This window comes from Streptomyces sp. NPDC031497, from assembly GCF_055580905.1.
This window is the reverse complement of sequence record NZ_JBVIKO010000029.1, coordinates 98,341-123,787: the sequence shown is the minus strand read 5'-3', so window position 1 is coordinate 123,787 and position 25,447 is coordinate 98,341. Positions and strand designations below refer to the sequence as shown.

Here is a 25,447-nt window from a genome sequence, read left to right as displayed (position 1 = left end):
CCCCCCCCCCCCCCCCCCCCCCCCCCCCCCCCCCCCCCCCCCCCCCCCCCCCCCCCCCCCCCCCCCCCCCCCCCCCCCCCCCCCCCCCCCCCGCTGCGGGGGGAAGCACCTGAGCGATCTTTTACGACGGGGGAATCGCGTCAGGCACTGCGGGGGGTGGCCGAGATGGTCCTCACGTCCGGTACCTCCGGCTCAGCCAGCCGGTGGTCCCGTTGGTCCAGATTCACAAAAATCATTCCGTACCGGACGGCACACCGCACGGGCTGCGGCGCACCCCGGGGCTTGCGCAGACACCGGTAGGCCCGTACGTCCTCTTCCTCGTCCCGCGTCACGACGACCGGCTCACCGAAGACGGTCACCATCAGCGAGTCACCACTGTGGGGGATGGCGGTGACCAGATCGATGAAGTGCCAGCCGGAGCGGTAGGCGGTGGCCATCTCGCGTCGGAAGGATCGGTCGTCGGGTGGGGTGGTCACTTCAGCTCCCGGCTCCATCGGTCACGGAATCAGTAGTGCCAGCAGTCTCGGAGGTCGCGGCCACCGCCGGCCAGCTGCTGTTCGCATGAACCTCACTCTTCCCGGTGGCCGAAAAGCCACTGAGCACTCCGAGGGCTGCGACGGCGGAGAAGGCGGCAACAAGCACCGAGCGAAGCAGTTTGTTACGCATCTTCGGCTTCGTCCTCACTTGAAGGTCCCCTTTTCCCCCGTCAGGTACGACGATGGCTCATTCGGGCACGTCGTGGCCACACAATCGGTGCATCATGTTCCTGCATGTTCAGGACCCTGGGGGGTGGAGTTTTGGTAACAAGTCACTCAAATGCGACACATCCCCACGCCTTGAACGAGTTGTGCACGGAGGGTAGTCGCCTGTATGCGGCCGCGCTCCGCGCGGGACGGATCGCTCGCGCGGACGCGGAACCGGCTCCCTGCCTGATGGATTCCGCCCTGCTGCACCCCGATCCCGACGACCCGAACTGGCTGCGTCCGGTGCCGCCGGCGATCGCACTGGCGCAGCGTCTCAATCCCATCGAGCGTGAGATCAGCACACGCCGTCAGCTGGCCACCGACATCGCCGGCACCTTCGAGCCCTTCCTGTCCATCGGCGGTCAGTCGGAGTCGGGCGGCGGGTCGATCACTGTGCTGGAGGGCGGCGAGCGCATCAACGCCGCGCTCAACCTGGCCACGGCCCAGTGCCATACGGAGATGCTCACCGTCCAGCCGAGCGACCGGATGCCCGAACGCAGCATGCTGCGCGGCCTGGAACGCGACAAGCCGCTCATAGAGCGGGGCGTACGGATCCGCACCCTGTACCAGCACACCGCCCGCTACAGCCAGGAGAAGCTGGCGTACGCGGCACAGCTCGCCGACGGCAAGGTGGAGTACCGCTCCATAGACGAGCTGGTGGAGCGCCTGATCATCTGTGACGAGACGGTCGCCTTCATCCCCATCCGGGACGACCAGCAGGTCGCTCTGGAACTGCGCCATCCGGGCCTGGTCCGCTACCTGGTCAAGGTGTTCGAGTTCATGTGGACCCGAGCGGTCCCGCTGAGCGCCGGCGCCCCCTACGAAACCGCTCCCGACGGCATCACCGACATCCAGCACTCCATCGCGAAGCTGCTCGTCGAGGGCCATGTCGACGAGGCCATCGCTCGCCGCCTGGGCATGAACGTCCGCACCTGCCGCGCCCACATCGCCAAGCTGGCCCAGGTGCTCGGCAGCGGCAGCCGCGCCCAACTCGGCTACCTCATCGCCCAGTCCGGGATCCTGGACCAGAAACTCCCCGGGGAGGGCGGCGTCCGGTGACACCGACCCCGCACACCGAGCACGGCATCGAGAGCCTGTGCGCCGCGGGGACCGAGTTGTACGAACGTGCCCTGGCCGAGGGACACATATCCACCCGGGACGCCGCCGAAGCGCCCTGCCTCGTCGACCTCGGTCTGCTGCACCCGGCCCTGGACGACCTCGGCCGACTGGAGCCCGTGGCGCCCGCCATCGCCCTGAACCGGCTGCTGCGCGCCACCCGCGCCGGCATCGCGGACGCCCACCGCCGCGAGAACCTCCTGGTGGACACATGGGAGCCACTGCTGCGGCTGGGCCGCCCGGTCTCGGACACCAGCACCGACATCCCGCTGCTGCTCCTGCACAGTGGCACCGCACGGATCAATGACGCCATCACCGACGCCATGACCGAGGCGCACCGGGAACTCCTCTGCGTCCAGCCGCACACCGGTCGTGTGGGCCCGCGCGGTGACGCCGCCAGCGAGATCTCCTTCGAACGGGACCAGCGGTTCCTGGACCGCGGAGGCCGTATCCGCACGCTCATGCAGCACTCCTTGGCCCATCTGCCGGGCGTCGTCGCCTACAACGAGATACTGAACGGTGACACCATGGTGCGCGGTCTGGACGAACTGCCCGACCGGCTGATCGTCATCGACCGCACGATCGCCTTCCTCCCCGCCGACCGGAACGGCACGCTCGCCCTCGAAGTCCGGCACCCCGCTCTGATCCGCTACCTCGTCACCACCTTCGACCGTCTCTGGCGCCTGGCCACCCCGATGTTCCCCAACGCCGAGCAACGCCCCACCGTCAACGGCATCACCCCCCGCCAGCAGGCCATCGCCGCCCTCCTCGTGGAAGGCCGCACCGACGCCGTCATCGCCGAACGCCTCGGCATGAACATCCGTACCGCCCGCGACCACATCGCCAAGCTCGCCGCCACCCTCGGCAGCGACAGCCGCGCCCAACTCGGCTACCTCATCGAACGCTCGGGGATCCTGGAGCCGCCGGAGGACGCCCGGTGACCCACTGCGAGCACGGCGTCGAAGAACTGTGCCCCGCCGGTACGAAGCTGTACGCGCGTGCCCTGCGCGTAGGACACATCCGAGCCGAGGACGCCGTCGACGCGCCCTGTCTCACCGACTTCGGCCTGCTCCACCCGGCCCTCGTCGCCCCGGACCGGCTGGAGCCCGTGCCCCCAACGGCGGTCCTGCACCGGCTGCTGCGCGCCTCCGCCGCCCGGGTCGCCGACGCTCGTCGGCGCGAGGAACAGCTGGTGGCGCGGTTCGAGGCGCTCGTCGAAGGCGCGGTACCCGAGGTGACCGGCACCGACACCCCCACGCTCCGGCTGCACAGCGGCACCCGGCCGGTCAACCAGGCCATCAGCGACGCCATGGCCGAGGCGAGCCGGGAAGTGCTCGGCATCCAGTCGCACGCCGGTCTCACCGGCGCCCGCGGCCGGTCCGCCGCCGCGGCCGCGCGCGACCGGGACCAGGCGGTCCTCGACCGTGGGGCCCGTATCCGCGCCCTCTACCAGCACACCCTGCGCCATGTGCCGGCGGTGTTCGGCGGGTTCGAGCGGCTGCGGGGCGACATCGAGGTGCGCGGCCTGGACGAGCTGCCGGACCGGCTGTTCGTCATCGACCGCACCGTCGCCTTCCTGCCCGCCTCCGACGACGGCAGCCTGGCCCTCGAAGTGCGTCATCCCGCACTGATCGCGTACTTCGTCACCGCCTTCGACCGCCTGTGGCGGCTGGCCACCCCGATCTACCCGGACCTGGAGCGCCGCCCCACCGTCAACGGCATCACCCCCCGCCAGCAGGCCATCGCCGCCCTCCTCGTCGAGGGCCACACCGACGCCGCCATAGCCGAACGCCTCGGCATGAACATCCGCACCGCCCGCGTCCACATCGCCAAGCTCGCCACCACCCTCGGCAGCGACAGCCGGGCCCAGCTCGGCTATCTCATCGGACGCTCGGGGATCCTTGATCAGGAAGGCTGATCACGGCCGACGCCCCGCTCGCCTCGCCCGGCGGCCGGTCCAGCCCCACCTGCGCTATCCGCACGCCCAGTTGGGTACGGCTGGCCGCGCCCAGCGTCTCCGAGAGGCGGGCGATGTGGGCGCGGCAGGTACGGACGCTGATGCCCAGACGCTCGGCGATGACCGCGTCCTGGTGGCCCTCCGCGAGCAGCGCCGCGATGGACTGTTCCCGGTGCGAGATGCCCTCGATGCCGGTGTCGGGGAGCGGGGCGGTGAGCGGGATCGCGAGGCGCCACAGCCGTTCGAAGACGGTGACGAAGTACTCGACCAGGGCGGGGTGGCGCAGCTCCAGGGCCATCGTGCGGTCGGTGTTCGCGGGAATGAACGCCACCGTGCGGTCGAAGAGGATGAGGCGGTCGATGACCTCGTCGAGCGTCCGGGCCTCCACCGCGTCGCCCATCAGCTCCAGGTAGTTGAGCAGGCCCTGGCCGTGCCGGGCGACATGCGTGTACAGGTCCCGCATGCGCACGCCCCGGCCGCGCAGGGCGACCGCCCGGTGCAGTCCCTCGGTCAGCTCCGACTCACGGCGGATACCGCCCGGCTGCACGGTCAGCACCTCGCTGGTGCACGCCTCCGTCGCCTCGTCCATCGCCGCCTGGATCCGTGACAGCCCGTCCAGGACCCGGATCGCCGCCGTGCCCTCGGCGGAGGCCGACACGGCCTGCAGCTGCCGGCCCAGACCGGCGTACCACTCGAAGGCCTCGACCGCCGAGCCCATCCGCCGCTGGCTGTCGGTGACCTCGTCGTAGACCCCGCGCAGCAGCCGCGTCATGACCTCCTGCGGGGCGGTCGGCACCAGCCAGTCCATGTCGTCGGGGTCCGGGTGCAGCAGTGCCAGTTCCAGCAGACAGGGCACCGCGTCGGCGTCCGTGCGCGCAACCCGGCCCCGGCGCACGGCACGGGAATACACGCGATCCCCGGCGGCGCACAGTCGGTCGGCACCGTGTGGATGCTTCTCCGTCCCGTGCCCGGCCATCGCCCATTCCACCCCCGGTTTGCTGCCTCTTCCGCAGCGCAACTATGAGCGGTCCGGACCGGGTCCGCAACACGGCTCCCCTCGCACCGGGTGTCGTAATGGACGGATACGCGCTGCTATCTCCCGGCCTCCGCAGCCCGCACTGCAACAAGATGACGGTGGTGGTGGAGAGACCTCCGGGGCATCGTGGACACCGCTTCCCACGGGTGTTCGCCGGACACCCGGAGGGGCCCCGGACCGGCCTCCCCTGATCGGTGCCGGGGTCCCCGCAACGCGCCCACGGGGGAGGTGCGTTGCGGGGAGGGCCGCTCGCGGGCACGTCACGCGGAGGACCTGGCGAATCCCCGAAATCCGCCGGTGATCACCGCGTTACGTGCCCGCTCTAACGTCCCTTCATGGCGGACATATTTGACGCGTACGCGTTGGCCGACGCGTGGGACGAGATGTTTGTGCGGCCGGGTGAGGTCAGGACCGCCTACGAGCCGGTACTGGCGGCACTCCAGCCGATCGAGCCCGGTGAACTGCGCTTCCGGGCCGACCAGATGGCCCGCGCCTTCACCGACCGTGGCGTGACCTACGCCTTCGCGGGCGAGGAGCGGCCCTGGCCGCTGGACCTGGTGCCCAGGATCCTCGACGCCCTGGAATGGGATCTCGTACGAAGAGGCGTGGCCCAGCGGGTCAGAGCCCTGGAGGCGTATCTCGCGGACGCCTACGGGCCCGCCCGGGCCTTCGAGGACGGTGTGGTGCCCTGGCGGCTGCTGCTGTCCTCGCCCCACTTCCACCGGGCGGCGCACGCGGTGGAACCGCCCGGCGGGGTGCGCATCCACGTGGCCGGAATCGACCTGGTGCGGGACGAGGCCGGGGAGTTCCGGGTGCTCGAGGACAACGTGCGGGTGCCGAGCGGGGTGTCGTACGTCATCGAGAACCGGCGGGCGATGACCCGGATCTTCCCCTCGCTCTTCGCCGAGCAGCATGTGCTGCCGGTGGACGGCTACGCCGGGCGGCTGCTCGCCGCGCTGCGCGCCGCCGCGCCCGACGGGGCGGCGAGCGATCCCCGGGTCGTGGTGCTCACCCCGGGCCCCGGCAACGCGGCCTACTTCGAACACGCCCTGCTGGCCCGGCTGATGGGCGTGCAGCTGGTCGAGGGCCACGACCTGGTGTGCCGCAACAACCGGGTGTGGATGCGGACGACGCGTGGCGAGGTGCCCGTGCACGTCGTATACCGGCGCCTCGACGACGACTTCCTCGACCCGCTCCACTTCCGCCCCGACTCGGTGATCGGCTGCCCCGGCATCATGAACGCCGCCGTCGCCGGTCACGTCACACTCGCGAACGCCGTGGGCAACGGCATCGCGGACGACAAACTCCTCTACACCTACGTCCCGGATCTCATCCGCTACTACCTCGGCGAGGAACCGGTTCTCCCCAATGTGGAGTCCTACCGGCCTGATGAACCGGGCCAGTTGGAGGCGGTCCTGGACCAGCTCGACCAGCTGGTGGTGAAGCCCGTGGACGGTGCCGGCGGACAGGGCATCGTGATCGGGCCGAAGGCCGACGCCGCGACCCTGGAACGCACCCGCAAAGCCGTTGTCGCCGACCCGCGCGGCTTCATCGCGCAGCGTCCGGTCGCCCTCTCCACCTCGCCCACCCTCTCGGGTGAACGGATGGCACCCCGCCACATTGACCTGCGCCCGTTCGCCGTGAACGACGGCGACGACATCTGGGTGCTGCCCGGCGGACTGACCCGGGTCGCCCTCCAGGAGGGCAACCTGATCGTCAACTCCAGCCAGGGCGGCGGCTCCAAGGACACCTGGGTGCTCGCCGAGGGCCCCGCCGAGCGGCCCGCACCGGCCCCGGCCGGCACCGTCCCGGAGATCGCCCCGCGCCTCCTGGGCCCCGACGGCATCCGTCCCGACGTACCGGAAGGAGCGCACCAGCAGTGAACGACGTGATCCTCTCCCGTATCGCGGAGGCACTGACCTGGACCGGACGGTACGTCGAGCGCGCCGACGCCACCGGCCGCATCCTCGACGCCTACCTGCACCGGATGCTGGAGGACCCCTGGCGCGACGAGGACACGGCCTGCCGGTCGCTGTACGCGATCCTCGGCGTCGACGCCGGCCCGGAGCCCGTGGACATGCAGCAGGTCCTGGACCAGCTCGCCTTCGACGCCCGCTCGACGGGGGCGATCGAGGGGGCGCTGGGCGCCGCCCGCCGGAACGCGCGCAGCGCCCGTGAGGCTATCTCCTCCGAGATGTGGGAGTGCCTCAACTCCACCTGGCACGCCCTCGCCGGGCAGCGCCTGGCGGCCCGCCGCACCGGCCCCTACTCCTACCTGGAGCTGGTACGGCGCCGGGCCGCCCTCTTCTTCGGCCTCGCCGACTCCACCATGAGCCGCGACGACAGCTGGCGGTTCGTCGTCCTCGGCCGGAGCCTGGAGCGGGTGGACATGACCGTACGGCTGCTGTCGGTGCGCGTGCTGGACGCGGCGCACGCGCCGGACTGGCCGACGCTGCTCAGCGCGAGCGGCGCCGACGAGGCCTACGCGCGGGTGCACAGCGGGTTCGGGGACACCCCGAGAGTGGCCGGCTTCCTGCTGCTCGACCGGGACTTCCCGCGCTCGGTGCTGCACGCGCTGACCACGGCGGAGGAGTGTCTGGCCGCGCTCGGCCGGCCACGGCAGGATCCGGCGCGGTCGCCGGTCGGGCGGCTGCGGACCCGGCTGGAGTACCTGGACACGCACACCCTGGAGGACCAGCTGCCGGTGCTGCTGCGGGATCTGCAGCAGGCCTGCATGGCGTCCGCCGACGCGGTGGCGGAACGGTTCTTCCCGTACCAGGGGCCCGTCGAGTGGGCCCAGGAAGGAGCCTGAGATGGCTCGTCGCCTGCGCATCCGGCACGTCACCCGCGTCGCGTACGCCCGGCCCGCGGACTCCTCGCACAACGAGGTCCGGATGACCCCGCTGACCCTGCCGGGGCAGACCACGCTGGACGCGCGGGTCACCGTCACTCCGGTGACCGCCGTCTGGTCGTACTGGGACTACTGGGGCACCCAGGTCACCGGCTTCGATCTCCTGGAGCCGCACGAGGATCTGACCATCACGGCGTCGAGCCTGGTGGAGACCTCGGCGCCGGGGCCGTTGCCGGAGCCGCCGGCCTGGGCGGAGGTGGCCGAACGGGCGGGCGGGTCACGCCTGTTGGAGTTCGTGTCCGGGACGTCCCGGACGACGGTGCCGAAGAAGCTGGTGAAGAAGGCGCGGGAGGCCGCGGCCGGGCTGGGGCCGCACGAGGCCGCGGTGGCCGTCTCCGGGATGGTGGCCGACCGGGTGGCCTACCTCCCGGGGGCGACCAGTGTGAACACGTCACCGGCCGAGGCATGGGCCCAGCGGGCCGGGGTGTGCCAGGACATCACGCATCTGACGATCGCCCTGCTGCGGGGGCTGGGGCTGCCGGCCCGGTATGTCTCGGGGTATCTGCACCCGGAGCGGGAGGCGGAACTGAACCGGCCGGTCGCCGGGCAGAGCCATGCGTGGATCGAGTACTGGGCCGGCGAGTGGTGCGGGTACGACCCGACGAACCGGGTGCGGGCCGGGGAGGACCACGTGGTGGTGGGGAGAGGGCGGGACTACGACGACGTCACGCCCCACAAGGGGATCTACCGAGGGGTTCCTGGAGGGACTCCGGAGGTGACGGTGGAGTTCACTCGGGTCGCGTAGCGGTCGCGGCGGCCGCAGCGGCGGCGGCCGCCGTCGCACCGGTGGCGTCCGGGGGCCACGCCCACGGCGCCGGGCGCCAGACGCCGACCCCCGCGGCAGCGGACGAATGACGCCAGCCCCGCGGCGACGAACGAATGACCCCAGCCTCGCGGCGACGAACGGAAGGCGCCGACCCCCGCGGCAGCGGACGAATGACGCCAGCCCCTCGGCAGCGGGCGGATGACGCCAGCCTCACGGCAGTTGGTGGCCGGCGTCAGCCCCGCGCCGGCGGAGGGTGGCGCGGGGCCCACGACAGCGGGCGGGTGGGCCTACTTGAGGCCGGCCTCGTCGCACGCCGTCTTGTACTCGGCGGTGCAGATCTGCGAGATCTTGTAGATGCCGTCCGCGACGACGGTGTCCTTGATCTTGCTCTTCGTCACGGCGTTGACCTGCACCAGCTGGGCCGGGATGTCCTTGTTGGTCGGGCTGTCGACCTGGTCCTGGGTGAGCGCGTCGAACTGGATGTCCTTGCCCTGCACCTTGTAGACGGCCATCTCGGCGGCGGCCTCGGCCTCGTCCGGGTAGGGCTTGTAGACGGTCATGTACTGCTCGCCGGCGAGGATCCGCTGGATGGCGTCGAGGTCCGCGTCCTGGCCGGTGACCGGCGGCAGGTTGGTGATGCCGGCCGCCTTGAGGGACTTGATGATCTCGCCCGCCATCGCGTCGTTCGCGGAGTAGACGGCGGCGACGTTGCCCTTGCCGATCGCGTTGATCGCCTTGGTCGTCTCCTTGCCGGCAGTCGGCGGGTCCCAGTCCTTGGTGTCGAACATGGCGTCGGCCGGGATCGACACCTTGCCGCTCAGCTCGGACAGGGCGCCCGTCTTGAACTGCTTGGCGTTCGGGTCCGTCGGCGAGCCGTTGATCATGATGACCTTGTCGGAGGTGTCGGCGTTCGGCCCGAGGCCCTCCAGGAGCGTACGGGCCTGCACCTCACCGACCAGCTCGTTGTCGAAGGAGACGTAGGCGGCGATCGGGCCCTCGGCGAGGCGGTCGTAGGCGATGACCGGAATGCCCGCCCCCTCGGCATTCTTCACCGTGCCGGCGATGGCGTGCGAGTCGACCGAGTCCAGGATGATCACGTCGACCTTGTCGTCGATCATCTTCTGCATCTGCTTCGCCTGCGTGGGGGCGGACGAATCGGCGTTCTGGTAGTCGACCCGGCCCTGCTTGTTGGTGAGCTCGGCGATCTTCGACTTCATGATCGGGTAGTCGAAGTTGGTGTACCGGGTGTTGATCTTGTCCGGCATCAGCACACCCACCGTGATGTCGTTGCCCTTGGTGGGGCTCGCGGTGGTCGACGATCCCGTCGCGTTGAGCACGCCGCAGCCGGCGAGCGAGAGGGACATCGTGGACGCGGCCACAAACATGGCTATACGACGCATTCGGGGGCTCACTTCAGGTGCGTTCCGGACATGGGACTGCTTGCGACCCAGATGTCTGAAAAGACAACGCGTACGCCGCACCCGGCGTCAAGCGGAACCACTTAACGAGTGCGCAACACTACGCTCCGCTGTCTGTGTGAAGGGTATGCGGAATCGCCTGCAAACACCCTTTACGGACCCTCCATCCAAAGGGAGTTCACGGGAAGGCAAAGATCAGTACAACCAACTCCTTTCCTCATGAGTCGACATCGGGACGGCTCGGCCCGTCACCCGGATACGACCAGAGGATCGAATGAACCCAGCCAGACGCACCGCGGCCGGCGCCGTGGTGCTCGCCACCGCCGGAGCCCTGCTCGGCGGCGCCACCGTGTCCGCCTCCGCGGCCGCGACGACCTGCGCCTCCCCCGTCTACAAACGGCAGTTCTTCGCGAACACCACGTTCAAGGGCACCCCGAAGAAGACGGACTGCGACTCCGCGATCAGCGAGACCTGGAGCGGTGCCCCGGCGTCCGGCCTGCCGAAGGACAACTTCGGCGTCCGCTGGAGCGTCACCCGCGACTTCGGCTCCGGCGGCCCCTTCGCCCTCGCCGCCTCCGGACTCGACGGGATCCGGGTGTACGTCGACGGCAGCCGCAAGGTCGACCTCTGGAAGAACACGACCAAGACGGTCAGCAAGACCGTCAACGTGACCCTCCCCAAGGGCCGGCACACCCTGCGGATCGACTACGTCAACTGGACCGGCGCCGCCAAGGCCACGTTCACGTACACACCCCGCACCTCGGCCACCGTCGACAAGGTCAAGCCGCTCGGGCCGAGCGGCGTGTCCGCCGTCTACCAGCCGGACGGGGAGGGCACGAACACCCTGGTCGCCTGGGCCGCCAACAAGGAGATGGACCTCGCCGGCTACCGGCTCTACCGGCGGCTCCAGGGCTCCGGCAGCTGGACCAGGGTGGCCACCACCACGGCCGGCACCCGCCGGACCTGGGACGAGACACCGCCGACCGGGCAGTCGTACTACTACGAGGTACGCGCCTACGACAAGGCGGGCAACGAGTCAGCCGGCTCCGCCGACCAGCTCATCGTGTCGCAGGACATGACCGCCCCCGCCGCCCCGGTTCTCACCGCCACCGCCGTGGAGGCCTCCAGCAACCTCTCCTGGACGGCCCCCGCGGACGCGGTGAACTACCGGATCTACCGCAAGGGCGCCTTGGACACCGAGTACACCAAACTCGCCGACACCACTGCCACGAACTACGCGGACACCTCGGCGGCCTACGGCGACGCCTACGACTACAAAGTGAGCGCGCTCGACGCGGCGCGGAACGCCCGCTCCTCCAACGTCGTACGCAGCACCCGGTCCATCGTCCCGCCGCAGAACGTGACGACGACCGTGCCGAGCTACGGCGTGGTGTTCACCTGGACCGAGGCGGCGGGCGGCGACACCGCCGACTACGACGTCTACCGCTCCACCACCTCCCCGGTGGAGACCGGCTACGAGAACCTCACCGACTGCCGCAGCCGCAAGACCGGGAAGGACGCGGCGGGCAACACGGTCCGCAGCTGTGTCGACTACGACGGCGACCAGGGCACCACGTACCACTACGTGATGGTCCGGAGGAACACCGCGGGCCGCTGGTCCACCGGCTCCGCCGAGATGACCGTCACCCGCCCCGGGGACGAGATCGCACCGCCTCCGGTGACCAACCTGACCGCGGAGCCCCTGGAGTACGGCTTCAGGCTGGACTGGGACGACAGTACGGCGGCGGACCTGAAGGAGTACCAGGTCTGGGAGTACCAATCCTGCTGCACGCCCGACTACCTGGGCACGGTGCCCGCCGGCACCTCCGAGTTCGTGGCCGGCCCGGAGGCGGCCGACGGCGGGTCGCACATGTACGTCGTCATCCCCGAGGACATCTACGGCAACTACCCCCGCTTCACAGGCGCCTACTGGGACGAACCCGTCTCCCGGGTCACCGCCACCGAACTCGACCTGCGGCCGACGACCGTCCCCGAGGACACCGCGCCCTGCTCCCTGAACGCCTACACGACCCTCGGCGACGAGGGCGGCATGTACATCGACTGCGCCGACTCGGTGGCCACGGAGGCCGCCGGCATCAACGTGTACCGCTGGGACCGCGCGACGGGCACCTACGTCCGGGTGACGGACACCCCGCTGGCACCCACCGCCACCAGCTACACCGACCCCACCGTGCCGCACGGGACCACCGTGTACTACCTGCTCTCGGTGGTCGCCCACGACGGCTCGGAGACCTTCAGCAACGTGGACTCCAGCGTGTCCCTGCCTAGCGGAGCCTGATCTCAAGATGAAGACCACCCTGACGGCGACGGCCGTGGTGCTCGCCACCACGGCCGGCGTCCTCGCCACCGTCGCCGCCCCCACCGCCTCGGCCGCGACGACCTGCGCCTCCCCCGTCTACAAACGGCAGTTCTTCGCGAACACCACGTTCAAGGGCACCCCGAAGAAGACGGACTGCGACTCCGCGATCAGCGAGAGCTGGAGCGGTGCCCCGGCGTCCGGCCTGCCGAAGGACAACTTCGGCGTCCGCTGGAGCGTCACCCGCGACTTCGGCTCCGGCGGCCCCTTCGCCCTCGCCGCCTCCGGACTCGACGGGATCCGGGTGTACGTCGACGGCAGCCGCAAGGTCGACCTCTGGAAGAACACGTCCAAGACGGTCAGCAAGACCGTCAACGTGACCCTCCCCAAGGGCCGGCACACCCTGCGGATCGACTACGTCAACTGGACCGGCGCCGCCAAGGCCAAGTTCACGTACACACCCCGCACCTCGGCCACCGTCGACAAGGTCAAGCCCCTCACCCCGCTGGATCCGCTGGTGTCCTACGACGGCGACGCCAACGCGACGAAGCTGAACTGGACGAAGAACCAGGAGATGGACCTCGCCGGCTACCGGGTCTACCGGCGCCTGCGGTCCAGCACCAGCTGGACGAAGGTGGGAACGACCACGGCGACATCCCTGACCGACGCCCCGCCCGCGACCGGCGCCCTCTACTACTACGAGATCCGCGCCTACGACAGGGCGGGCAACGAGTCGACCGGCACCACCGACGCCCTGGTCACCAGCACCGTGCTGCAGCCACCTGCCCGGTTCACCGCGTCCGCCACCGACACGGGCGCCGAACTGAACTGGTCGGGGGTGCACGCCGCGGTGAAGTACCGGGTGGAGCGGACCGACTTCTACAGCGTCGTCACCAAGTCCTGGGAGCTCAAGTACACCGTGAGCCTCACCGACGACACGCTCGCCCGGGGCGAGACCGCCAGGTACCGGATCGCGGCCGTGGACGGCTCGGGCCACGCGTCGCCGTTCACCGACCTCCAGGGGGTGACCCGCCCGCTGGCCGCACCCCGCGAGCTCACGGCGACCGCGGGCATCGGCAGCGCGACCCTCCAGTGGACGGTGAAGCCGGAGGACGCCCCGTACGACGAGTTCCGCGTCTACCGCTCGACCACGCTGCCCGTGGACACCTCGACGGCGCGGTGGGTGACCTGCACGACCAGCTTCACCACCCTCTCCGACGGGTCCCGCCGGTACAGCTGCGGCGACTTCTCGGCCGAGGAGGGCACGACGTACCACTACGCGGTGCAGAACGTGCAGTGGCCCAACGTCTCCCCGCTCTCCGACGCCGCGACCGTCACCACGCTGGTCTCGGACAAGCCGCCCGCCCAGGTGACCGGGCTGACGGCGACGGCCACGGAGTACGGCATCGAGCTGGACTGGGACGACAACACCGAGCCCGACCTGAAGCGGTACGCGGTCTACCGGGGCGTGGTGCTCGGCGAGGAGGGCGACGAGCAGGTCTGCTCCGGCTCGGAGTGGGCGTGGCTGCCAGCGGGCACCTCCCACTACCGGGACGTACGGCTGCCGGACGGCGACCACGCCTGCTACTGGGTGGACGCGATCGACAACGCGGGCAACTCCAGCAGATGGCTGGGGCCCGTGTCCGCGGTCACCGTCGACGAACTGGACCTGACCCCGTCGGTGGCGACCCCGGAGGGCTCCCCGCTCACCCTGACGACGGACCCGACCGACTCGGGTGTCGGCCTGTCGTGGAACGCCGTCGACTCGGCGACGGGCTACCAGGTCTACCGCTGGAACCCGGCCACGCGGACGTACGAGAAGCTGGCGGCCACCACGGACCGCTCCTACGACGACACCACGGCCGCCGCCGGCACCACCCACTACTACTGGGTGACCGCGCTGTACGCCGACGGCACGGAGTCGGCGCCCGGGGCGGACCGGGCCATCCTGGAGCCGTGACCACGAGAAGGGGCCCGGAGGATCTCCTCCGGGCCCCTTCCGCACAAAGCCGCTAGTCCTTGGCCTTCTTCGGCCGCCACACCACCAGCGCGCTGGTCTGCTGGACTTCCTGGTACGGGACCAGGTCACGGCGGTACGAGGCGTGCACCGCCGCTTCGCGCTGCCGCATCGTGGCCGCCGCGCCGTCCAGGGCCGCTTCCATCTCGGCCACGCGGGCCTGGAGCGCGGCGACCTGGTTCTCCAGTTCGATGATGCGCTTGATGCCGGCCAGGTTGATGCCCTCGTCCTGCGACAACGCCTGCACCTGGCGGAGCAGTTCGATGTCGCGGGCCGAGTAGCGCCGACCCCGTCCGGCCGTGCGGTCCGGGGAGACCAGGCCCAGGCGGTCGTACTGGCGCAGCGTCTGCGGGTGCAGTCCGGAGAGCTGGGCCGCCACCGAGATGACGTAGACCGGGGTCTCCTCGGTCAGCTCGTACGGGTTGCGTCGACGGCCGTCCATCTCTGTCATGCTCCCTTCGCGGCCTCGAACAGCTCGGCCCGCGGGTCCTCGCCCGCGGTCGCCTCGCGATACGCCTCCAGCGCGTCACGAGCATTCCCCGACAGGTCCTTCGGGACACTCACCTCGACGGTGACCAGAAGGTCGCCACGGGTGCCGTCCTTGCGGACCGCGCCCTTGCCACGGGCGCGCATGGTGCGGCCGTTGGGCGTCCCGGGGGGCAGCTTCAGGGTGACCGGCGGTCCGCCCAGGGTGGGCACCCTGACCTCGCCGCCGAGCGCCGCCTCGGTGAAGGTCACCGGGACGGTCACCGTGAGGTTGTCCTCCTTGCGGCCGAACACCGGGTGGGTGTCGACGTGGACCATGACGTACAGGTCGCCCGCCGGACCGCCGCGCTCGCCCGGTGCGCCCTTGCCGCGCAGCCGGATCCGCTGGCCGTCGGTCACCCCGGCGGGGATGCGGACCTGCATGGTCCGGGACGACTTGGCGCGGCCGCTGCCCTTGCAGTCGAGGCAGGGGTGCTCCGCGATCAGGCCGCGGCCCTTGCAGTCCGGGCAGGGGTCGGTGAGCGAGAAGCCGCCTCCGGATCCTCGCGCCACCTGGCCGGTGCCGACGCAGGTCGGGCACACGCGCGGTGTGCCGTTCTTGTCGCCGGTGCCCGAACAGGCCTTGCAGGGAGCCTGCGAGGACATCCGCAGCGGGACCGTGGCCCCCTCGATGGCCTCCGTGAAGCTGAGCGTGACCTCGGACTCGATGTCCTGGCCGCGCCGGGGCTGGGTGCGCGTGCCCGCGCCGCCGCCCCGATTGAACAAGCCCCCCAGGACGTCGCCGAAACCGCCGCCGAAGCCGCCCCCGCCCTGTTGCTGCGGGTTGCCCCCGAAGAGATCACCCAGGTCGAAGTTGAAGTTGCCGCCGCCCGCGCCCGGCCCGGGGCGGAAGCCACCGTTGCCGAAGAGGGCGCGTGCCTCGTCGTACTCCTTGCGCTTCTTGGCGTCGCCGAGCACGTCGTTCGCCTCGGAGATCTCCTTGAAGCGCTCCTCGGCCTTGGCGTTGCCCTTGTTGGCGTCCGGGTGGAACTCGCGGGCGAGCTTCCGGTACGCCTTCTTGATCTCGGCCTCGGTGGCGTCCTTGGGGACGCCGAGGACCTTGTAGTAGTCCTTCTCGATGAAGTCCTTGGTGCTCATCCTCGACGCGCCCCCTTTCCGGTGTTCCGCTCAATCTCTACGACTTCAGCCCTCCTCAGGGCCGTTGTCCTTCTCGTCGCCGGCCGCGGGGGCCTCTTCGGTCCCCTCGGCCTTCACCGGCGTCGCCCCCGGCTGCGGTTCGGCGACCGCCACCCGCGCGGGGCGGATGGTGCGTTCGCCGATGCGATACCCGGGCTGCAGAATCGCCACGCACATCGTCTCGGTGACGTCGGGCGCGTACGAGTGCATCAGTGCCTCGTGGATCGTCGGGTCGAAGGGCTCGCCCTCCTTGCCGAACTGCTGGAGTCCCATCTTCGCCGCGACGGTCTCCAGCGACTCGGCCACCGACTTGAAACCGCCGACCAGTTCGCCGTGTTCCCGGGCCCGGCCGATGTCGTCGAGCACCGGCAGGAGTTCGGTCAGGAGGTTCGCGATGGCGATCTCCCGGACCGTGATCCGGTCGCGCTCCACTCGGCGGCGGTAGTTCTGGTATTCGGCCTGGAGCCGCTGGAGGTCCGCGGTGCGCTCGGTGAGCGCGGTGCGCACCTGGTCCAGCTGCGCCGTCAGACCGGCCAGCTGTGCGCTTGAGTCCCCGGCCGGGGCCGCCCCCTGTGCGGGAGCGGCCTTCGGCTCGGCGTCGTCGGAGGTGGCGCCGGAGGGGACGTCGGGCTTCTCCTCGAAGCCCGGGGTCTCCTCCGTCACGCGGCACCGTCCTTGCGCTCGTCGTCGACGATCTCGGCGTCCACCACGTCGTCGGCGTCACCGGCAGCCTCACCGGCGGGACCGCCGGGGGCGGCCTGCGAGGCCTGGGCGTCGGCGTACATGGCCTGGCCGAGCTTCTGGGAGACGGCCGCGACCTTCTCGGTGGCGGTGCGGATCTCGGCGGTGTCCTCGCCCTTGAGCGTCTCCTTCAGCTCGGCGATGGACTCCTCGACCTCGGTCTTGATCTCGCCCGGGACCTTGTCCTCGTTGTCCTTGAGGAACTTCTCGGTCTGGTACACGAGCTGCTCGCCCTGGTTGCGGGTCTCGGCGGCCTCGCGGCGGCGGTGGTCCTCCTCCGCGTACTGCTCGGCCTCCTGGCGCATCCGGTCGACCTCGTCCTTCGGCAGCGAGGAGCCGCCGGTGACGGTCATCTTCTGCTCCTTGCCCGTGCCCAGGTCCTTCGCGGTCACGTGCATGATGCCGTTGGCGTCGATGTCGAAGGCGACCTCGATCTGCGGGACACCGCGCGGGGCCGGCGGCAGACCGGTCAGCTCGAACATGCCGAGCTTCTTGTTGTACGCCGCGATCTCGCGCTCGCCCTGGTAGACCTGGATCTGGACGGAGGGCTGGTTGTCCTCGGCGGTGGTGAAGATCTCGGACCGCTTGGTCGGGATCGTCGTGTTCCGCTCGATGAGCTTGGTCATGATGCCGCCCTTGGTCTCGATACCGAGGGACAGCGGGGTCACGTCGAGGAGCAGGACGTCCTTGACCTCACCCTTGAGGACACCGGCCTGGAGGGCGGCGCCGATGGCGACGACCTCGTCCGGGTTGACGCCCTTGTTGGCGTCCTTGCCGCCGGTCAGCTCCTTGACGAGCTCGGCGACGGCGGGCATACGGGTGGAGCCGCCGACGAGGACGACGTGGTCGATCTCGCCGAGCTGGATGCCGGCGTCCTTGATGACGTTGTGGAACGGCGTCTTGCAGCGCTCCAGGAGGTCCGCCGTCAGCTGCTGGAACTGGGCGCGGGTGAGCTTCTCGTCCAGGTGCAGGGGGCCCTCGGCGGACGCCGTGATGTAGGGCAGGTTGATCGACGTCTCGGTGGACGAGGACAGCTCGATCTTGGCCTTCTCGGCGGCCTCGCGGAGGCGCTGGAGGGCCATCTTGTCCTTGCCGAGGTCCACGCCGTGACCGGCCGCGAACTGCTTGACCAGGTAGTCGACGACGCGCTGGTCCCAGTCGTCACCACCGAGGTGGTTGTCGCCGTTGGTGGCCTTCACCTCGACGACGCCGTCGCCGATCTCCAGGAGGGACACGTCGAAGGTGCCGCCACCGAGGTCGAAGACGAGGATCGTCTGGTCGTCCTTGTCGAGGCCGTAGGCGAGCGCGGCCGCGGTGGGCTCGTTGACGATACGCAGGACGTTCAGGCCCGCGATCTCGCCGGCCTCCTTCGTCGCCTGGCGCTCGGAGTCGTTGAAGTAGGCCGGGACGGTGATGACCGCGTCGGTCACCTTCTCGCCCAGGTAGGCCTCCGCGTCCCGCTTCAGCTTCTGCAGGATGAACGCGGAGATCTGCTGGGGGTTGAAGTCCTTCCCGTCCAGCTGAATCTTCCAGTCGGTGCCCATGTGACGCTTCACGGACCGGATGGTGCGGTCCACGTTGGTGACCGCCTGGCGCTTGGCGACCTCGCCGACCAGAACCTCGCCGTTCTTGGCGAAGGCGACGACGGACGGCGTGGTCCGGGCACCCTCGGCGTTGGTGATGACGGTGGGCTCGCCGCCTTCAAGAACGCTGACGACAGAGTTAGTCGTGCCCAGGTCGATGCCGACCGCACGTGCCATGGTGATTTCCTCCAGCTGACTTGAGTGGAACAGGCTCAAGTGTGCATCAAGCCTCGCTGTGGGTCAACAGACCTGAGCCGCAACGACTCAACTCTTATCCGTTCCTTACACGCAAGTGGCCGCTGACCTGCGTCGATTCCAGACGACGGGGTCCATAAACCGGCACCCGAAGGAGTAGCAGCACGACGCTGACGGTGACGCACGCGACGCAGGTGGCGCCTGTCCGCCCGATCCAGCCGCCATGCACGAGCACCCCGACGAGCACCCCCGCGAAGGCCGCGACGCCCAGGACGACGGTCGCGCCCGGCGGAGTGAGCCCCAGCCGCCGCAGCCGGTGCGCGAGATGGTCGGGCCCCTGCCGCAGCACCGGCCGCCCGGCAAGGAGCCGTGACAGCACGACGAGCAGCACGTCGGCGCTGGCGACGGCGGTGAGCGCGAACAGCACGCCCGCGCTGGCGACCGGGTCGTGCCCGGTCCGGGTGATCAGCGCGGCCGCGGCCAGCACGAACCCCGTGAACAGCGCGCCGGTGGCGCCCAGCGCGATCCGCGCGGGATGCCAGTTGTGCATCAGGAACCCGGTGAGCGCGGCCGCGAGCACGCTCAGCAGCACGGCCAGCCCGTCCATGACCTCGGCGGTGGCACAGGCCCCCGCCCCGAAGGCGGTGACCACTCCCACGGTCCCGGCCAGCCCGTCCGCGTGGTCGAGCCCCTTGAAGGCGACGGCGACAAAGGCGATCCATCCGACCCCGAGCAGCCCTTCGGCCACACCGAACTCCCCGTACGGCACCACACACGCGGCCGCCACCGCCGTACCGATCAGCAGGAACCGGGTCTTCAGCCGCCACACGTCGGCGACCAGCCCGAGCAGCGACACGGCTCCCCCGGCGATCAGCAGTTCCCCGACCCCGGTACCGAGCGGGGCGACCCCGGTCCAGTCGCCGGCGCCGGCGACCAGACAGGTGGCGCCCACGACGGCGAACCCGCCCAGCACCGGGACAGGCCGCGCCCGCCGGCGGTCGACGAGCCCCAGCCGCAGCGCGAGCGGCCGGATCAGCGCGGCGAGGACGGCGGCGAACAGCAGGGCGGTGGTGGCGGCGGCGATCCCGTAGAGCACAGGTCTAAATTAGACCTGAATGTAACAATTCCGTACGAATAACACGAATAACACGATCACTTTGCCGCCGCAAGGCAGCGGCAGGTCAGGCACACCTCAGCGATTCAGATCACCCCGCACCTGACTACAGTGCGAGTAAAGATGCGGGTAGTCTCAGACCGACTGCATAAGTTACCGCTTAGTAATTTCGGGAACCCTCTCTCGCGAAGAGACCCGAAGAGACCCCTCGCAGGCCCGAGGAGCCCCCATGCAACTCGCCGCGATCATCGTGTCGCTGGTTCTGATCGTGGTCGGCGTGGCGTTGTTCGCCCGCGCCGTCGTGCAGATCTACACCTTCATGCGGCTCGGCCAGAACGTGCCCGCCGGCACCCGTACCGACGAGCCCGTGCAGCGGACCGTCACGGTGGTCAGGGAGTTCCTCGGCCACACCCGGATGAACCGCTGGGGCATCGTCGGCGTGGCGCACTGGTTCGTCGCGGTCGGCTTCTTCTCGCTGCTGCTGACGATCGTCAACGCCATCGGCCAGCTGTTCCAGGCCGACTGGCTGCTGCCGGTCATCGGCGAGTGGCCGCCGTACAACGTCTTCGTCGAGTTCATCGGCACCATGACGGTCCTCGGCATCCTGGTGCTGATCGTCATCCGCCAGCTGAGCAAGCCGAACCGGCCGGGCCGCAAGTCCCGCTTCGCCGGCTCCAACTTCGGCCAGGCGTACTTCGTCGAGGCGGTCATCCTGACCGTCGGCGTCTGCATCTTCATGCTGCACGCCCTGGAGGGCGCCCAGCACCACGTGGACTCCTACGAGGCCTCCTTCTTCATCTCCTACCCGGTGGTCTCCTGGCTGCGGGGCATGGACGTCTCCACCCTCCAGAACCTCACTTACTTCTTCGCCGGCCTGAAGATCGCGACCTCCTTCATCTGGATGATCGTGGTCGCCCTCAAGACCGACATGGGCGTCGCCTGGCACCGCTTCCTGGCCTTCCCGAACATCTGGTTCAAGCGCAACGCCACCGGTGAGACCTCCCTGGGCGCCCTGCTGCCGATGACCTCCGGCGGCAAGCCGATCGACTTCACCGACCCCGGTGACGACGACGTCTTCGGTGTCTCCCAGGTCGAGCAGTTCTCCTGGAAGGGCCTGCTGGACTTCTCCACCTGCACCGAGTGCGGCCGCTGCCAGTCGCAGTGCCCGGCCTGGAACACCGGCAAGCCGCTCTCCCCCAAGCTGCTGATCATGTCGCTGCGCGACCACGCCCACGCCAAGGCGCCCTACCTGCTCGCGGGCGGCGGCAAGACCATGGAGGGCGAGGAGAAGGCGAGCGAGGAGCAGCTGGCCGGTGTGCCCGCCGCCGCCCTCGCCGAGGCGGAGCGCCCGCTGATCGGCACCGCGGAAGAGAACGGCGTCATCGACCCGGACGTCCTGTGGTCCTGCACCACCTGCGGCGCCTGCGTCGAGCAGTGCCCGGTGGACATCGAGCACGTCGACCACATCGTCGACATGCGCCGCTACCAGGTCATGATCGAGAGCGCCTTCCCCTCCGAGGCGGGCACGATGCTCAAGAACCTGGAGAAGAAGGGCAACCCCTGGGGCCTGGCCAAGAAGCAGCGCCTGGAGTGGCTCAAGGAGGTCGACTTCGAGGTCCCGGTCGTCGGCAAGGACATCGAGGACCTCACCGAGGTCGAGTACCTCTACTGGGTCGGCTGCGCCGGCTCCCTGGAGGACCGCGCCAAGAAGACCACCAAGGCCTTCGCCGAGCTGCTGCACATCGCGGGCGTCAAGTTCGCGATCATGGGCGGCGACGAGAAGTGCACCGGCGACTCCGCCCGCCGCCTGGGCAACGAGCCCCTGTTCCAGGAGCTCGGCATGGAGAACGTCATGGCGCTGAACACGGCGTTCGGCGAGGAGCTGGACGACGACGGCAAGGTGACCGAGGAGTCCCGCAAGCCGAAGTCGGCCAAGAAGATCGTCGCGACCTGCCCGCACTGCCTCAACACCATCGGCAACGAGTACCCGCAGCTCGGCGGTGACTACGAGGTCATCCACCACACCCAGCTGCTCCAGCACCTGGTGGACGAGGGCAAGCTGGTCCCGGTCACCCCGGTCGAGGGCATCATCACCTACCACGACCCCTGCTACCTGGGCCGCCACAACAAGATCTACACGCCCCCGCGCGAGATCATCGCCAACGTCCCGGGCCTGCGCAACGAGGAGATGCACCGCCACAAGGAGCGCGGCTTCTGCTGCGGCGCCGGCGGCGCCCGGATGTGGATGGAAGAGCGCATCGGCAAGCGCATCAACAACGAGCGCGTCGACGAGGCGCTGTCGGTCAACCCCGACATCGTCTCGACGGCCTGCCCCTTCTGCCTCGTGATGCTCACCGACTCGGTCAACGGCAAGAAGAACGAGGGCAAGGCCAAGGAGTCCATCCAGGTCGTGGACGTGGCCCAGCTGCTGCTCGACTCCGTCCGGACCCCGGTCGACCCGGCGGGCGAGGCGGAGCAGGAGAGCGCGCCGGAGCCGGAACCGGTGAAGTAACCCGTTCAGACGAGGAACGCCCCCCGACCCACTGCGGGCCGGGGGGCGTTCCGCTGTGCTCCGCCTCGGTCAGGCGCGCGGGCGCTCGAAGGTCAGCAGCAGGCCCTCGACGGCTCCGGGACCTATCCGGCCCTTGACGTCGGCGGAGGTGATGGCCTTGAGGCCCCAGCCGTCCTCGGCGTGCTTGTTGAGGACCTTCTCCAGCTTGTCGCTGTCCAGCGCGTCGCCGATCAGCGACTCCCGGAAGGTGACGACCTTGTACTCGTACGCGTAGACACTGCTCATGACTGCGGGATCCTCCTGCCGGCCGGGGCCGGGTCGGGACGGGGTTGCCGGGGCCAGACAATCACCCCCGGGCACCGCCGCACACCGCGGGACCGGAATCACGGGGCGCCGGTCGCATCAGGCCACGGTGGCGGTGGCGGCCACCTACGCCGGCCCGCTGACCCGGAGGTGCTCGATGCCGGTGTCCAGGGCCGCCCTGAGGTGGGTCGAGTCACCGGTGGACATCATGATCGAGACACCGCCCTGGATGCCCGCGAGCAGTGCGGCGGACGTCCGGTCGACGTCGAGGTCCGGTGACACCAGACCGTTCGCCTGGAGGGCGCGCATACCGCGGGCGAGCTGCCGCTGCCACTGGCGCATCAGCTCCGTGACGATCGCCCGTGCGCCGGGGCTGGACCGGCCGACCTGGAGGAACAGGGAGCCCAGGGGGCACTGGTCGCCCTGGAGTTCATAGCGTTCCACCACCGCGTCCCGCCACTGCCGCCAGGACTCCCAGGAGTCCAGCCGCCCCAGGTGCGGCTGCTGGTCCGCCAGGACGCGGTCCGCCTCGAACTGGGCCACCGCGAGCAGCAGGGCGTCCTTGCCGTCGGGGAAGTAGTGGAAGAGCTGGCTCTTGCTGGTGCCGGTGCGGCCGCGGATGTCGTCGAGCGTGGTGGCGGCGACACCCTGCGCGCGCAGCACCTCGGCGGCCCCCTCGACGATCCGGGCCCGGGTGGCGCGCCCCTTCGCGGTCAGCGTTTCCGGCATGCGACTCCTCCTCCGACTCCGTCAAAGCCCGTCCGCGCGGTCGACTTTCTGGACTTGCTGGTCCATTTTATCCGACGCACAGTGGACCGCACACCGCTCGGCACAGCAGACGGACTGAGGGAGACTGCGTCATGAGTGAACGGCTGCGGAACAAGACGGCCCTGGTCACGGGGTCGACCAGCAACATCGGGCAGGCGATCGCCGAGGCCTTCGCCGCCGAGGGGGCACATGTCATCGTGTCCGGGCGCAACGCGGAACGGGGCGCACAGGTCGTGACGGGGATCCGCGCGTCCGGCGGCCTGGCCGACTTCGTGGCGGCGGACCTCGACGGCAGCCCGGAGGCGTCCCGGAGCCTGGCCGCCCGGGCCCGGGAGACCCTGGGCGGGCGGATCGACATCCTGGTGAACAACGCCGGCATCTATCCGTCCCCGGGTACCACCGGCACCGACGAGGAGACCTTCGACAGGGTCTACGGGGTGAACGTGAAGGCGCCGTTCTTCCTCACCGCCGCCGTCGCCCCGGCGATGGCCGAGGCCGGCGGCGGGGCGATCATCAACCTCGGCTCGTGGATCGCCCGGCTCGCCGTCCCCGTCGGCGCGCTCTACAGCTCTACCAAGGGGGCCATGGAGACCCTCACCCGGGCCTGGGCGGCGGAGTTCGGCCCCCAGGGCGTGCGGGTGAACGCCGTCTCGCCGGGCGTGATCCTGCCCCCGGCCCCGGCGGGCGCGGAGCCCCATCCGGGCGAGGTCATGATGAAGGGCACCCCGGCCGGCCAGGTCGGAACCCCCGACGCCATCGCCCAGGCCGTGGTCTGGCTGGCCGGCGACGAGGCGGCCTTCGTGCACGGGACCGTGGTGGATGTCGACGGGGGCAGGACCGGGGTCGCCGTCATCGCCGCGTAGCGCGGATCACGGCCTGAGAGTCCGGGGCCGATGGCGGGTGTGCGGGCCGGTCCGCTACTCCAGACCGATCGCCGCGCAGTCCGCCGCGTACTTCGGGGTGCAGATCTGGTCGACGGTGTAGACGCCGTCCGCGACCACCGTGTCCTTGATGTTGTCCCTCGTGAGGGAGACCACCGGCACGAGCGTCGCGGGGATCTTCCGCCGGGTCGGGCTGTCGACCGTGTCCTGGGTCAGCGCGTCGTACTGGATGTCACGGCCCTGCGCCTTGTACACCGCCATTTCGGCCGCCTGGGTGGCCTCGTCCAGGAACGACTTGTAGACGGTCATGTACTGCTCGCCCGAGACGACCCGCTGTACCGCGTCCAGGTTCGCGTCCTGGCCGGTCACCGGCGGGATCGTGGTGGCCCCCGCTTCCTTCATCGCGTCGATGACGGCGCCGGCCATGCCGTCGTTGGCCGAGTAGACGGCGGCGATGTTCTTGAGGCCGACGGCCTGGATCGCCTTCTTCATGTTCGCCCCGGCGACCGCCGGCGACCACTTGTCGGTGTCGTACTCCTTCGCGATCCGGACCTTGTTCCGGAGCTCGTCGAGGGCACCCTCCTTGAAACTGGCGGTGTTCGGGTCCGCGGGGTCGCCGTTCATCATGACGATCTCGCTGGTCGCCGCCTTGCTGCCGAGCGCCTCCAGGAGGGCGCGGCCCTGCACCTCGCCGACGAGTTCGTTGTCGTGGGAGACGTACGCGTCGATCGGGCCCTGGGCGAGGCGGTCGTAGGCGATGACGGGGATGCCGGCGTCCTTCGCCTTCCGGACGTCCGGTGCGATGGCCTTGGCGTCGACCGCGTCCACCAGGATGATGTCGGCCTTCTGGTCGACCATCCGCCGGAACTGCCGGCTCTGGGTGCCCGGGTCGGCCTCGGCGTTGGCGTAGACGACCTTGCCCTTGCCGTGGGTGAGGGAGGCGACCTCCTTGCTGAAGATGGGGTGGTCGAAGGTCTCGAACCGGGCCGTGTCCTTGTCGGGCAGGAGCAGCCCCACCGTGATGTCGTCGCCCTTCGCCGCGGACGCGGAGTCGCCGCTCCCGCCGATGCTGTCGACGACACCGCACGCGGTGAGCGTGAGAGCGGACGTGGAGGCGACCAGGGCCAGGGCGATACGGGGCACGGGGGTGCCGCAGAGGACAGGAGCGCTCACATCAGGCGCCTTCCGAGTGGGGGGGAGCATCATGCGCAACCGATGACGTGAGGGAAGCAAACGCGGAGTGGCCGGGTGCGTCAAGACGTAAGGACAACAAGGCTGTTGGGGTGAGCGGGGCGCGGTGCGGCGGGACGTGGCGGCGAGGTGGTGGTTGTCGCTGGTCAAGAGGGTGCCGGTGAAGGTGCGGTGTGGATCGCCGGGGTGGTGGGATTCCGGCGGGGCCGGACCGGG

21 protein-coding genes are annotated in these 25,447 nt (G+C 70.0%); 10 read left to right on the top strand and 11 right to left on the bottom strand.

Annotated features, from left to right (window positions below; genetic code table 11):
* Positions 1-140: 140 nt before the first annotated feature.
* Complete coding sequence (locus tag ACZ5K7_RS40405) at positions 141-437, bottom strand: (2Fe-2S)-binding protein (protein WP_351708361.1); 297 nt, start codon at positions 435-437, stop codon at positions 141-143.
* Positions 438-770: 333 nt separating this feature from the next.
* Between ACZ5K7_RS40405 and ACZ5K7_RS40400 the strand changes: the two genes are divergently transcribed.
* From ACZ5K7_RS40400 to ACZ5K7_RS40390, 3 genes are read left to right on the top strand one after another with little or no spacing between them, the layout of a single operon-like run.
* Complete coding sequence (locus ACZ5K7_RS40400) at positions 771-1,802, top strand: helix-turn-helix transcriptional regulator (protein WP_351708095.1); 1,032 nt, start codon at positions 771-773, stop codon at positions 1,800-1,802.
* Entirely contained in the window at positions 1,799-2,800 is a 1,002-nt protein-coding gene (locus tag ACZ5K7_RS40395; RefSeq protein ID WP_468922088.1) for a helix-turn-helix transcriptional regulator, read from the top strand. The genes ACZ5K7_RS40400 and ACZ5K7_RS40395 overlap by 4 nt, the downstream gene beginning before the upstream one ends.
* Complete coding sequence (locus ACZ5K7_RS40390; protein WP_351708089.1) at positions 2,797-3,777, top strand: helix-turn-helix transcriptional regulator; 981 nt, start codon at positions 2,797-2,799, stop codon at positions 3,775-3,777. The genes ACZ5K7_RS40395 and ACZ5K7_RS40390 overlap by 4 nt, the downstream gene beginning before the upstream one ends.
* Here the strand turns inward: ACZ5K7_RS40390 and ACZ5K7_RS40385 are convergent.
* Positions 3,740-4,792 carry a helix-turn-helix transcriptional regulator gene (locus ACZ5K7_RS40385; protein WP_351708086.1) on the bottom strand — a complete coding sequence of 351 codons (1,053 nt, stop codon included), beginning with the start codon at positions 4,790-4,792 and terminating at the stop codon, positions 3,740-3,742. The genes ACZ5K7_RS40390 and ACZ5K7_RS40385 overlap by 38 nt on opposite strands.
* Before the next feature lie 395 nt (positions 4,793-5,187).
* Here ACZ5K7_RS40385 and ACZ5K7_RS40380 point away from each other — a divergent pair, with 395 nt between their 5' ends.
* From ACZ5K7_RS40380 to ACZ5K7_RS40370, 3 genes are read left to right on the top strand one after another with little or no spacing between them, the layout of a single operon-like run.
* A complete protein-coding gene (locus tag ACZ5K7_RS40380) occupies positions 5,188-6,735 on the top strand; it encodes a circularly permuted type 2 ATP-grasp protein (protein WP_468922085.1) in 1,548 nt (515 codons plus the stop codon).
* A complete protein-coding gene (locus tag ACZ5K7_RS40375) occupies positions 6,732-7,664 on the top strand; it encodes an alpha-E domain-containing protein (protein WP_351708080.1) in 933 nt (310 codons plus the stop codon). Before ACZ5K7_RS40380 ends, ACZ5K7_RS40375 begins: the two co-directional genes overlap by 4 nt.
* 1 nt (position 7,665) lies before the next feature.
* On the top strand, positions 7,666-8,508 hold the full coding sequence (locus ACZ5K7_RS40370) for a transglutaminase family protein (RefSeq protein WP_351708077.1): 843 nt from the start codon (positions 7,666-7,668) through the stop codon (positions 8,506-8,508).
* A gap of 308 nt (positions 8,509-8,816) precedes the next feature.
* Here ACZ5K7_RS40370 and ACZ5K7_RS40365 read toward each other — a convergent pair whose 3' ends face one another.
* The gene (locus ACZ5K7_RS40365; protein ID WP_351708074.1) at positions 8,817-9,929 is read right to left on the bottom strand and encodes a sugar ABC transporter substrate-binding protein; all 1,113 of its coding nucleotides are present in this window, start codon (positions 9,927-9,929) and stop codon (positions 8,817-8,819) included.
* Positions 9,930-10,221: 292 nt separating this feature from the next.
* Between ACZ5K7_RS40365 and ACZ5K7_RS40360 the strand changes: the two genes are divergently transcribed.
* Positions 10,222-12,246, top strand: coding sequence for a PA14 domain-containing protein (locus ACZ5K7_RS40360; protein ID WP_468922080.1), 2,025 nt, complete (start codon positions 10,222-10,224; stop codon positions 12,244-12,246).
* A gap of 7 nt (positions 12,247-12,253) precedes the next feature.
* The gene (locus tag ACZ5K7_RS40355) at positions 12,254-14,224 is read left to right on the top strand and encodes a PA14 domain-containing protein (RefSeq protein ID WP_468922077.1); all 1,971 of its coding nucleotides are present in this window, start codon (positions 12,254-12,256) and stop codon (positions 14,222-14,224) included.
* A gap of 52 nt (positions 14,225-14,276) precedes the next feature.
* Here the strand turns inward: ACZ5K7_RS40355 and ACZ5K7_RS40350 are convergent, their stop codons facing one another.
* The 5 genes from ACZ5K7_RS40350 to ACZ5K7_RS40330 form a co-directional block, all read right to left on the bottom strand.
* Positions 14,277-14,723: a heat shock protein transcriptional repressor HspR gene (locus tag ACZ5K7_RS40350; protein WP_468922074.1), complete on the bottom strand. Its 447-nt coding sequence runs from the start codon at positions 14,721-14,723 to the stop codon at positions 14,277-14,279.
* 5 nt (positions 14,724-14,728) lie between these two features.
* Complete coding sequence (gene dnaJ, locus ACZ5K7_RS40345; protein WP_351708065.1) at positions 14,729-15,904, bottom strand: molecular chaperone DnaJ; 1,176 nt, start codon at positions 15,902-15,904, stop codon at positions 14,729-14,731.
* A gap of 45 nt (positions 15,905-15,949) precedes the next feature.
* The gene (gene grpE / locus ACZ5K7_RS40340; RefSeq protein WP_351708062.1) at positions 15,950-16,606 is read right to left on the bottom strand and encodes a nucleotide exchange factor GrpE; all 657 of its coding nucleotides are present in this window, start codon (positions 16,604-16,606) and stop codon (positions 15,950-15,952) included.
* The gene (gene dnaK, locus ACZ5K7_RS40335; RefSeq protein WP_351708059.1) at positions 16,603-18,444 is read right to left on the bottom strand and encodes a molecular chaperone DnaK; all 1,842 of its coding nucleotides are present in this window, start codon (positions 18,442-18,444) and stop codon (positions 16,603-16,605) included. The genes grpE and dnaK overlap by 4 nt, the downstream gene beginning before the upstream one ends.
* A gap of 94 nt (positions 18,445-18,538) precedes the next feature.
* Entirely contained in the window at positions 18,539-19,558 is a 1,020-nt protein-coding gene (locus ACZ5K7_RS40330; protein WP_351708056.1) for an MraY family glycosyltransferase, read from the bottom strand.
* 247 nt (positions 19,559-19,805) lie between these two features.
* Here ACZ5K7_RS40330 and ACZ5K7_RS40325 point away from each other — a divergent pair, with 247 nt between their 5' ends.
* Positions 19,806-22,088 (top strand): (Fe-S)-binding protein, encoded by a 2,283-nt coding sequence (locus tag ACZ5K7_RS40325; protein WP_351708053.1) that lies wholly within the window; start codon positions 19,806-19,808, stop codon positions 22,086-22,088.
* A gap of 69 nt (positions 22,089-22,157) precedes the next feature.
* On the opposite strand, the gene ACZ5K7_RS40320 is transcribed toward ACZ5K7_RS40325, so the two are convergent.
* The gene (locus ACZ5K7_RS40320; protein WP_351708051.1) at positions 22,158-22,373 is read right to left on the bottom strand and encodes a DUF4177 domain-containing protein; all 216 of its coding nucleotides are present in this window, start codon (positions 22,371-22,373) and stop codon (positions 22,158-22,160) included.
* A 144-nt stretch (positions 22,374-22,517) separates the two neighbouring features.
* Positions 22,518-23,120, bottom strand: coding sequence for a TetR/AcrR family transcriptional regulator (locus ACZ5K7_RS40315; RefSeq protein WP_468922068.1), 603 nt, complete (start codon positions 23,118-23,120; stop codon positions 22,518-22,520).
* Between the two features lie 131 nt (positions 23,121-23,251).
* On the opposite strand from ACZ5K7_RS40315, the gene ACZ5K7_RS40310 reads away from it, so the two are divergent.
* Positions 23,252-24,022 carry an SDR family NAD(P)-dependent oxidoreductase gene (locus tag ACZ5K7_RS40310; RefSeq protein ID WP_468922066.1) on the top strand — a complete coding sequence of 257 codons (771 nt, stop codon included), beginning with the start codon at positions 23,252-23,254 and terminating at the stop codon, positions 24,020-24,022.
* A gap of 54 nt (positions 24,023-24,076) precedes the next feature.
* Here ACZ5K7_RS40310 and ACZ5K7_RS40305 read toward each other — a convergent pair whose 3' ends face one another.
* The gene (locus tag ACZ5K7_RS40305; protein WP_468922104.1) at positions 24,077-25,243 is read right to left on the bottom strand and encodes a sugar ABC transporter substrate-binding protein; all 1,167 of its coding nucleotides are present in this window, start codon (positions 25,241-25,243) and stop codon (positions 24,077-24,079) included.
* Positions 25,244-25,447: the final 204 nt, after the last annotated feature.

Coding starts and splice junctions, on each gene's coding strand:
- ACZ5K7_RS40405 (WP_351708361.1), bottom strand. CDS start 437: ATGGCCACCGCCTACCGCTCCGGCTGGCACTTCATCGATCTGGTCACC.
- ACZ5K7_RS40400 (WP_351708095.1), top strand. CDS start 771: ATGTTCAGGACCCTGGGGGGTGGAGTTTTGGTAACAAGTCACTCAAAT.
- ACZ5K7_RS40385 (WP_351708086.1), bottom strand. CDS start 4,792: ATGGCCGGGCACGGGACGGAGAAGCATCCACACGGTGCCGACCGACTG.
- ACZ5K7_RS40380 (WP_468922085.1), top strand. CDS start 5,188: ATGGCGGACATATTTGACGCGTACGCGTTGGCCGACGCGTGGGACGAG.
- ACZ5K7_RS40370 (WP_351708077.1), top strand. CDS start 7,666: ATGGCTCGTCGCCTGCGCATCCGGCACGTCACCCGCGTCGCGTACGCC.
- ACZ5K7_RS40365 (WP_351708074.1), bottom strand. CDS start 9,929: ATGCGTCGTATAGCCATGTTTGTGGCCGCGTCCACGATGTCCCTCTCG.
- ACZ5K7_RS40360 (WP_468922080.1), top strand. CDS start 10,222: ATGAACCCAGCCAGACGCACCGCGGCCGGCGCCGTGGTGCTCGCCACC.
- ACZ5K7_RS40355 (WP_468922077.1), top strand. CDS start 12,254: ATGAAGACCACCCTGACGGCGACGGCCGTGGTGCTCGCCACCACGGCC.
- ACZ5K7_RS40350 (WP_468922074.1), bottom strand. CDS start 14,723: ATGGACGGCCGTCGACGCAACCCGTACGAGCTGACCGAGGAGACCCCG.
- dnaJ (WP_351708065.1), bottom strand. CDS start 15,904: ATGAGCACCAAGGACTTCATCGAGAAGGACTACTACAAGGTCCTCGGC.
- dnaK (WP_351708059.1), bottom strand. CDS start 18,444: ATGGCACGTGCGGTCGGCATCGACCTGGGCACGACTAACTCTGTCGTC.
- ACZ5K7_RS40325 (WP_351708053.1), top strand. CDS start 19,806: ATGCAACTCGCCGCGATCATCGTGTCGCTGGTTCTGATCGTGGTCGGC.
- ACZ5K7_RS40320 (WP_351708051.1), bottom strand. CDS start 22,373: ATGAGCAGTGTCTACGCGTACGAGTACAAGGTCGTCACCTTCCGGGAG.
- ACZ5K7_RS40315 (WP_468922068.1), bottom strand. CDS start 23,120: ATGCCGGAAACGCTGACCGCGAAGGGGCGCGCCACCCGGGCCCGGATC.
- ACZ5K7_RS40310 (WP_468922066.1), top strand. CDS start 23,252: ATGAGTGAACGGCTGCGGAACAAGACGGCCCTGGTCACGGGGTCGACC.
- ACZ5K7_RS40305 (WP_468922104.1), bottom strand. CDS start 25,243: ATGCTCCCCCCCACTCGGAAGGCGCCTGATGTGAGCGCTCCTGTCCTC.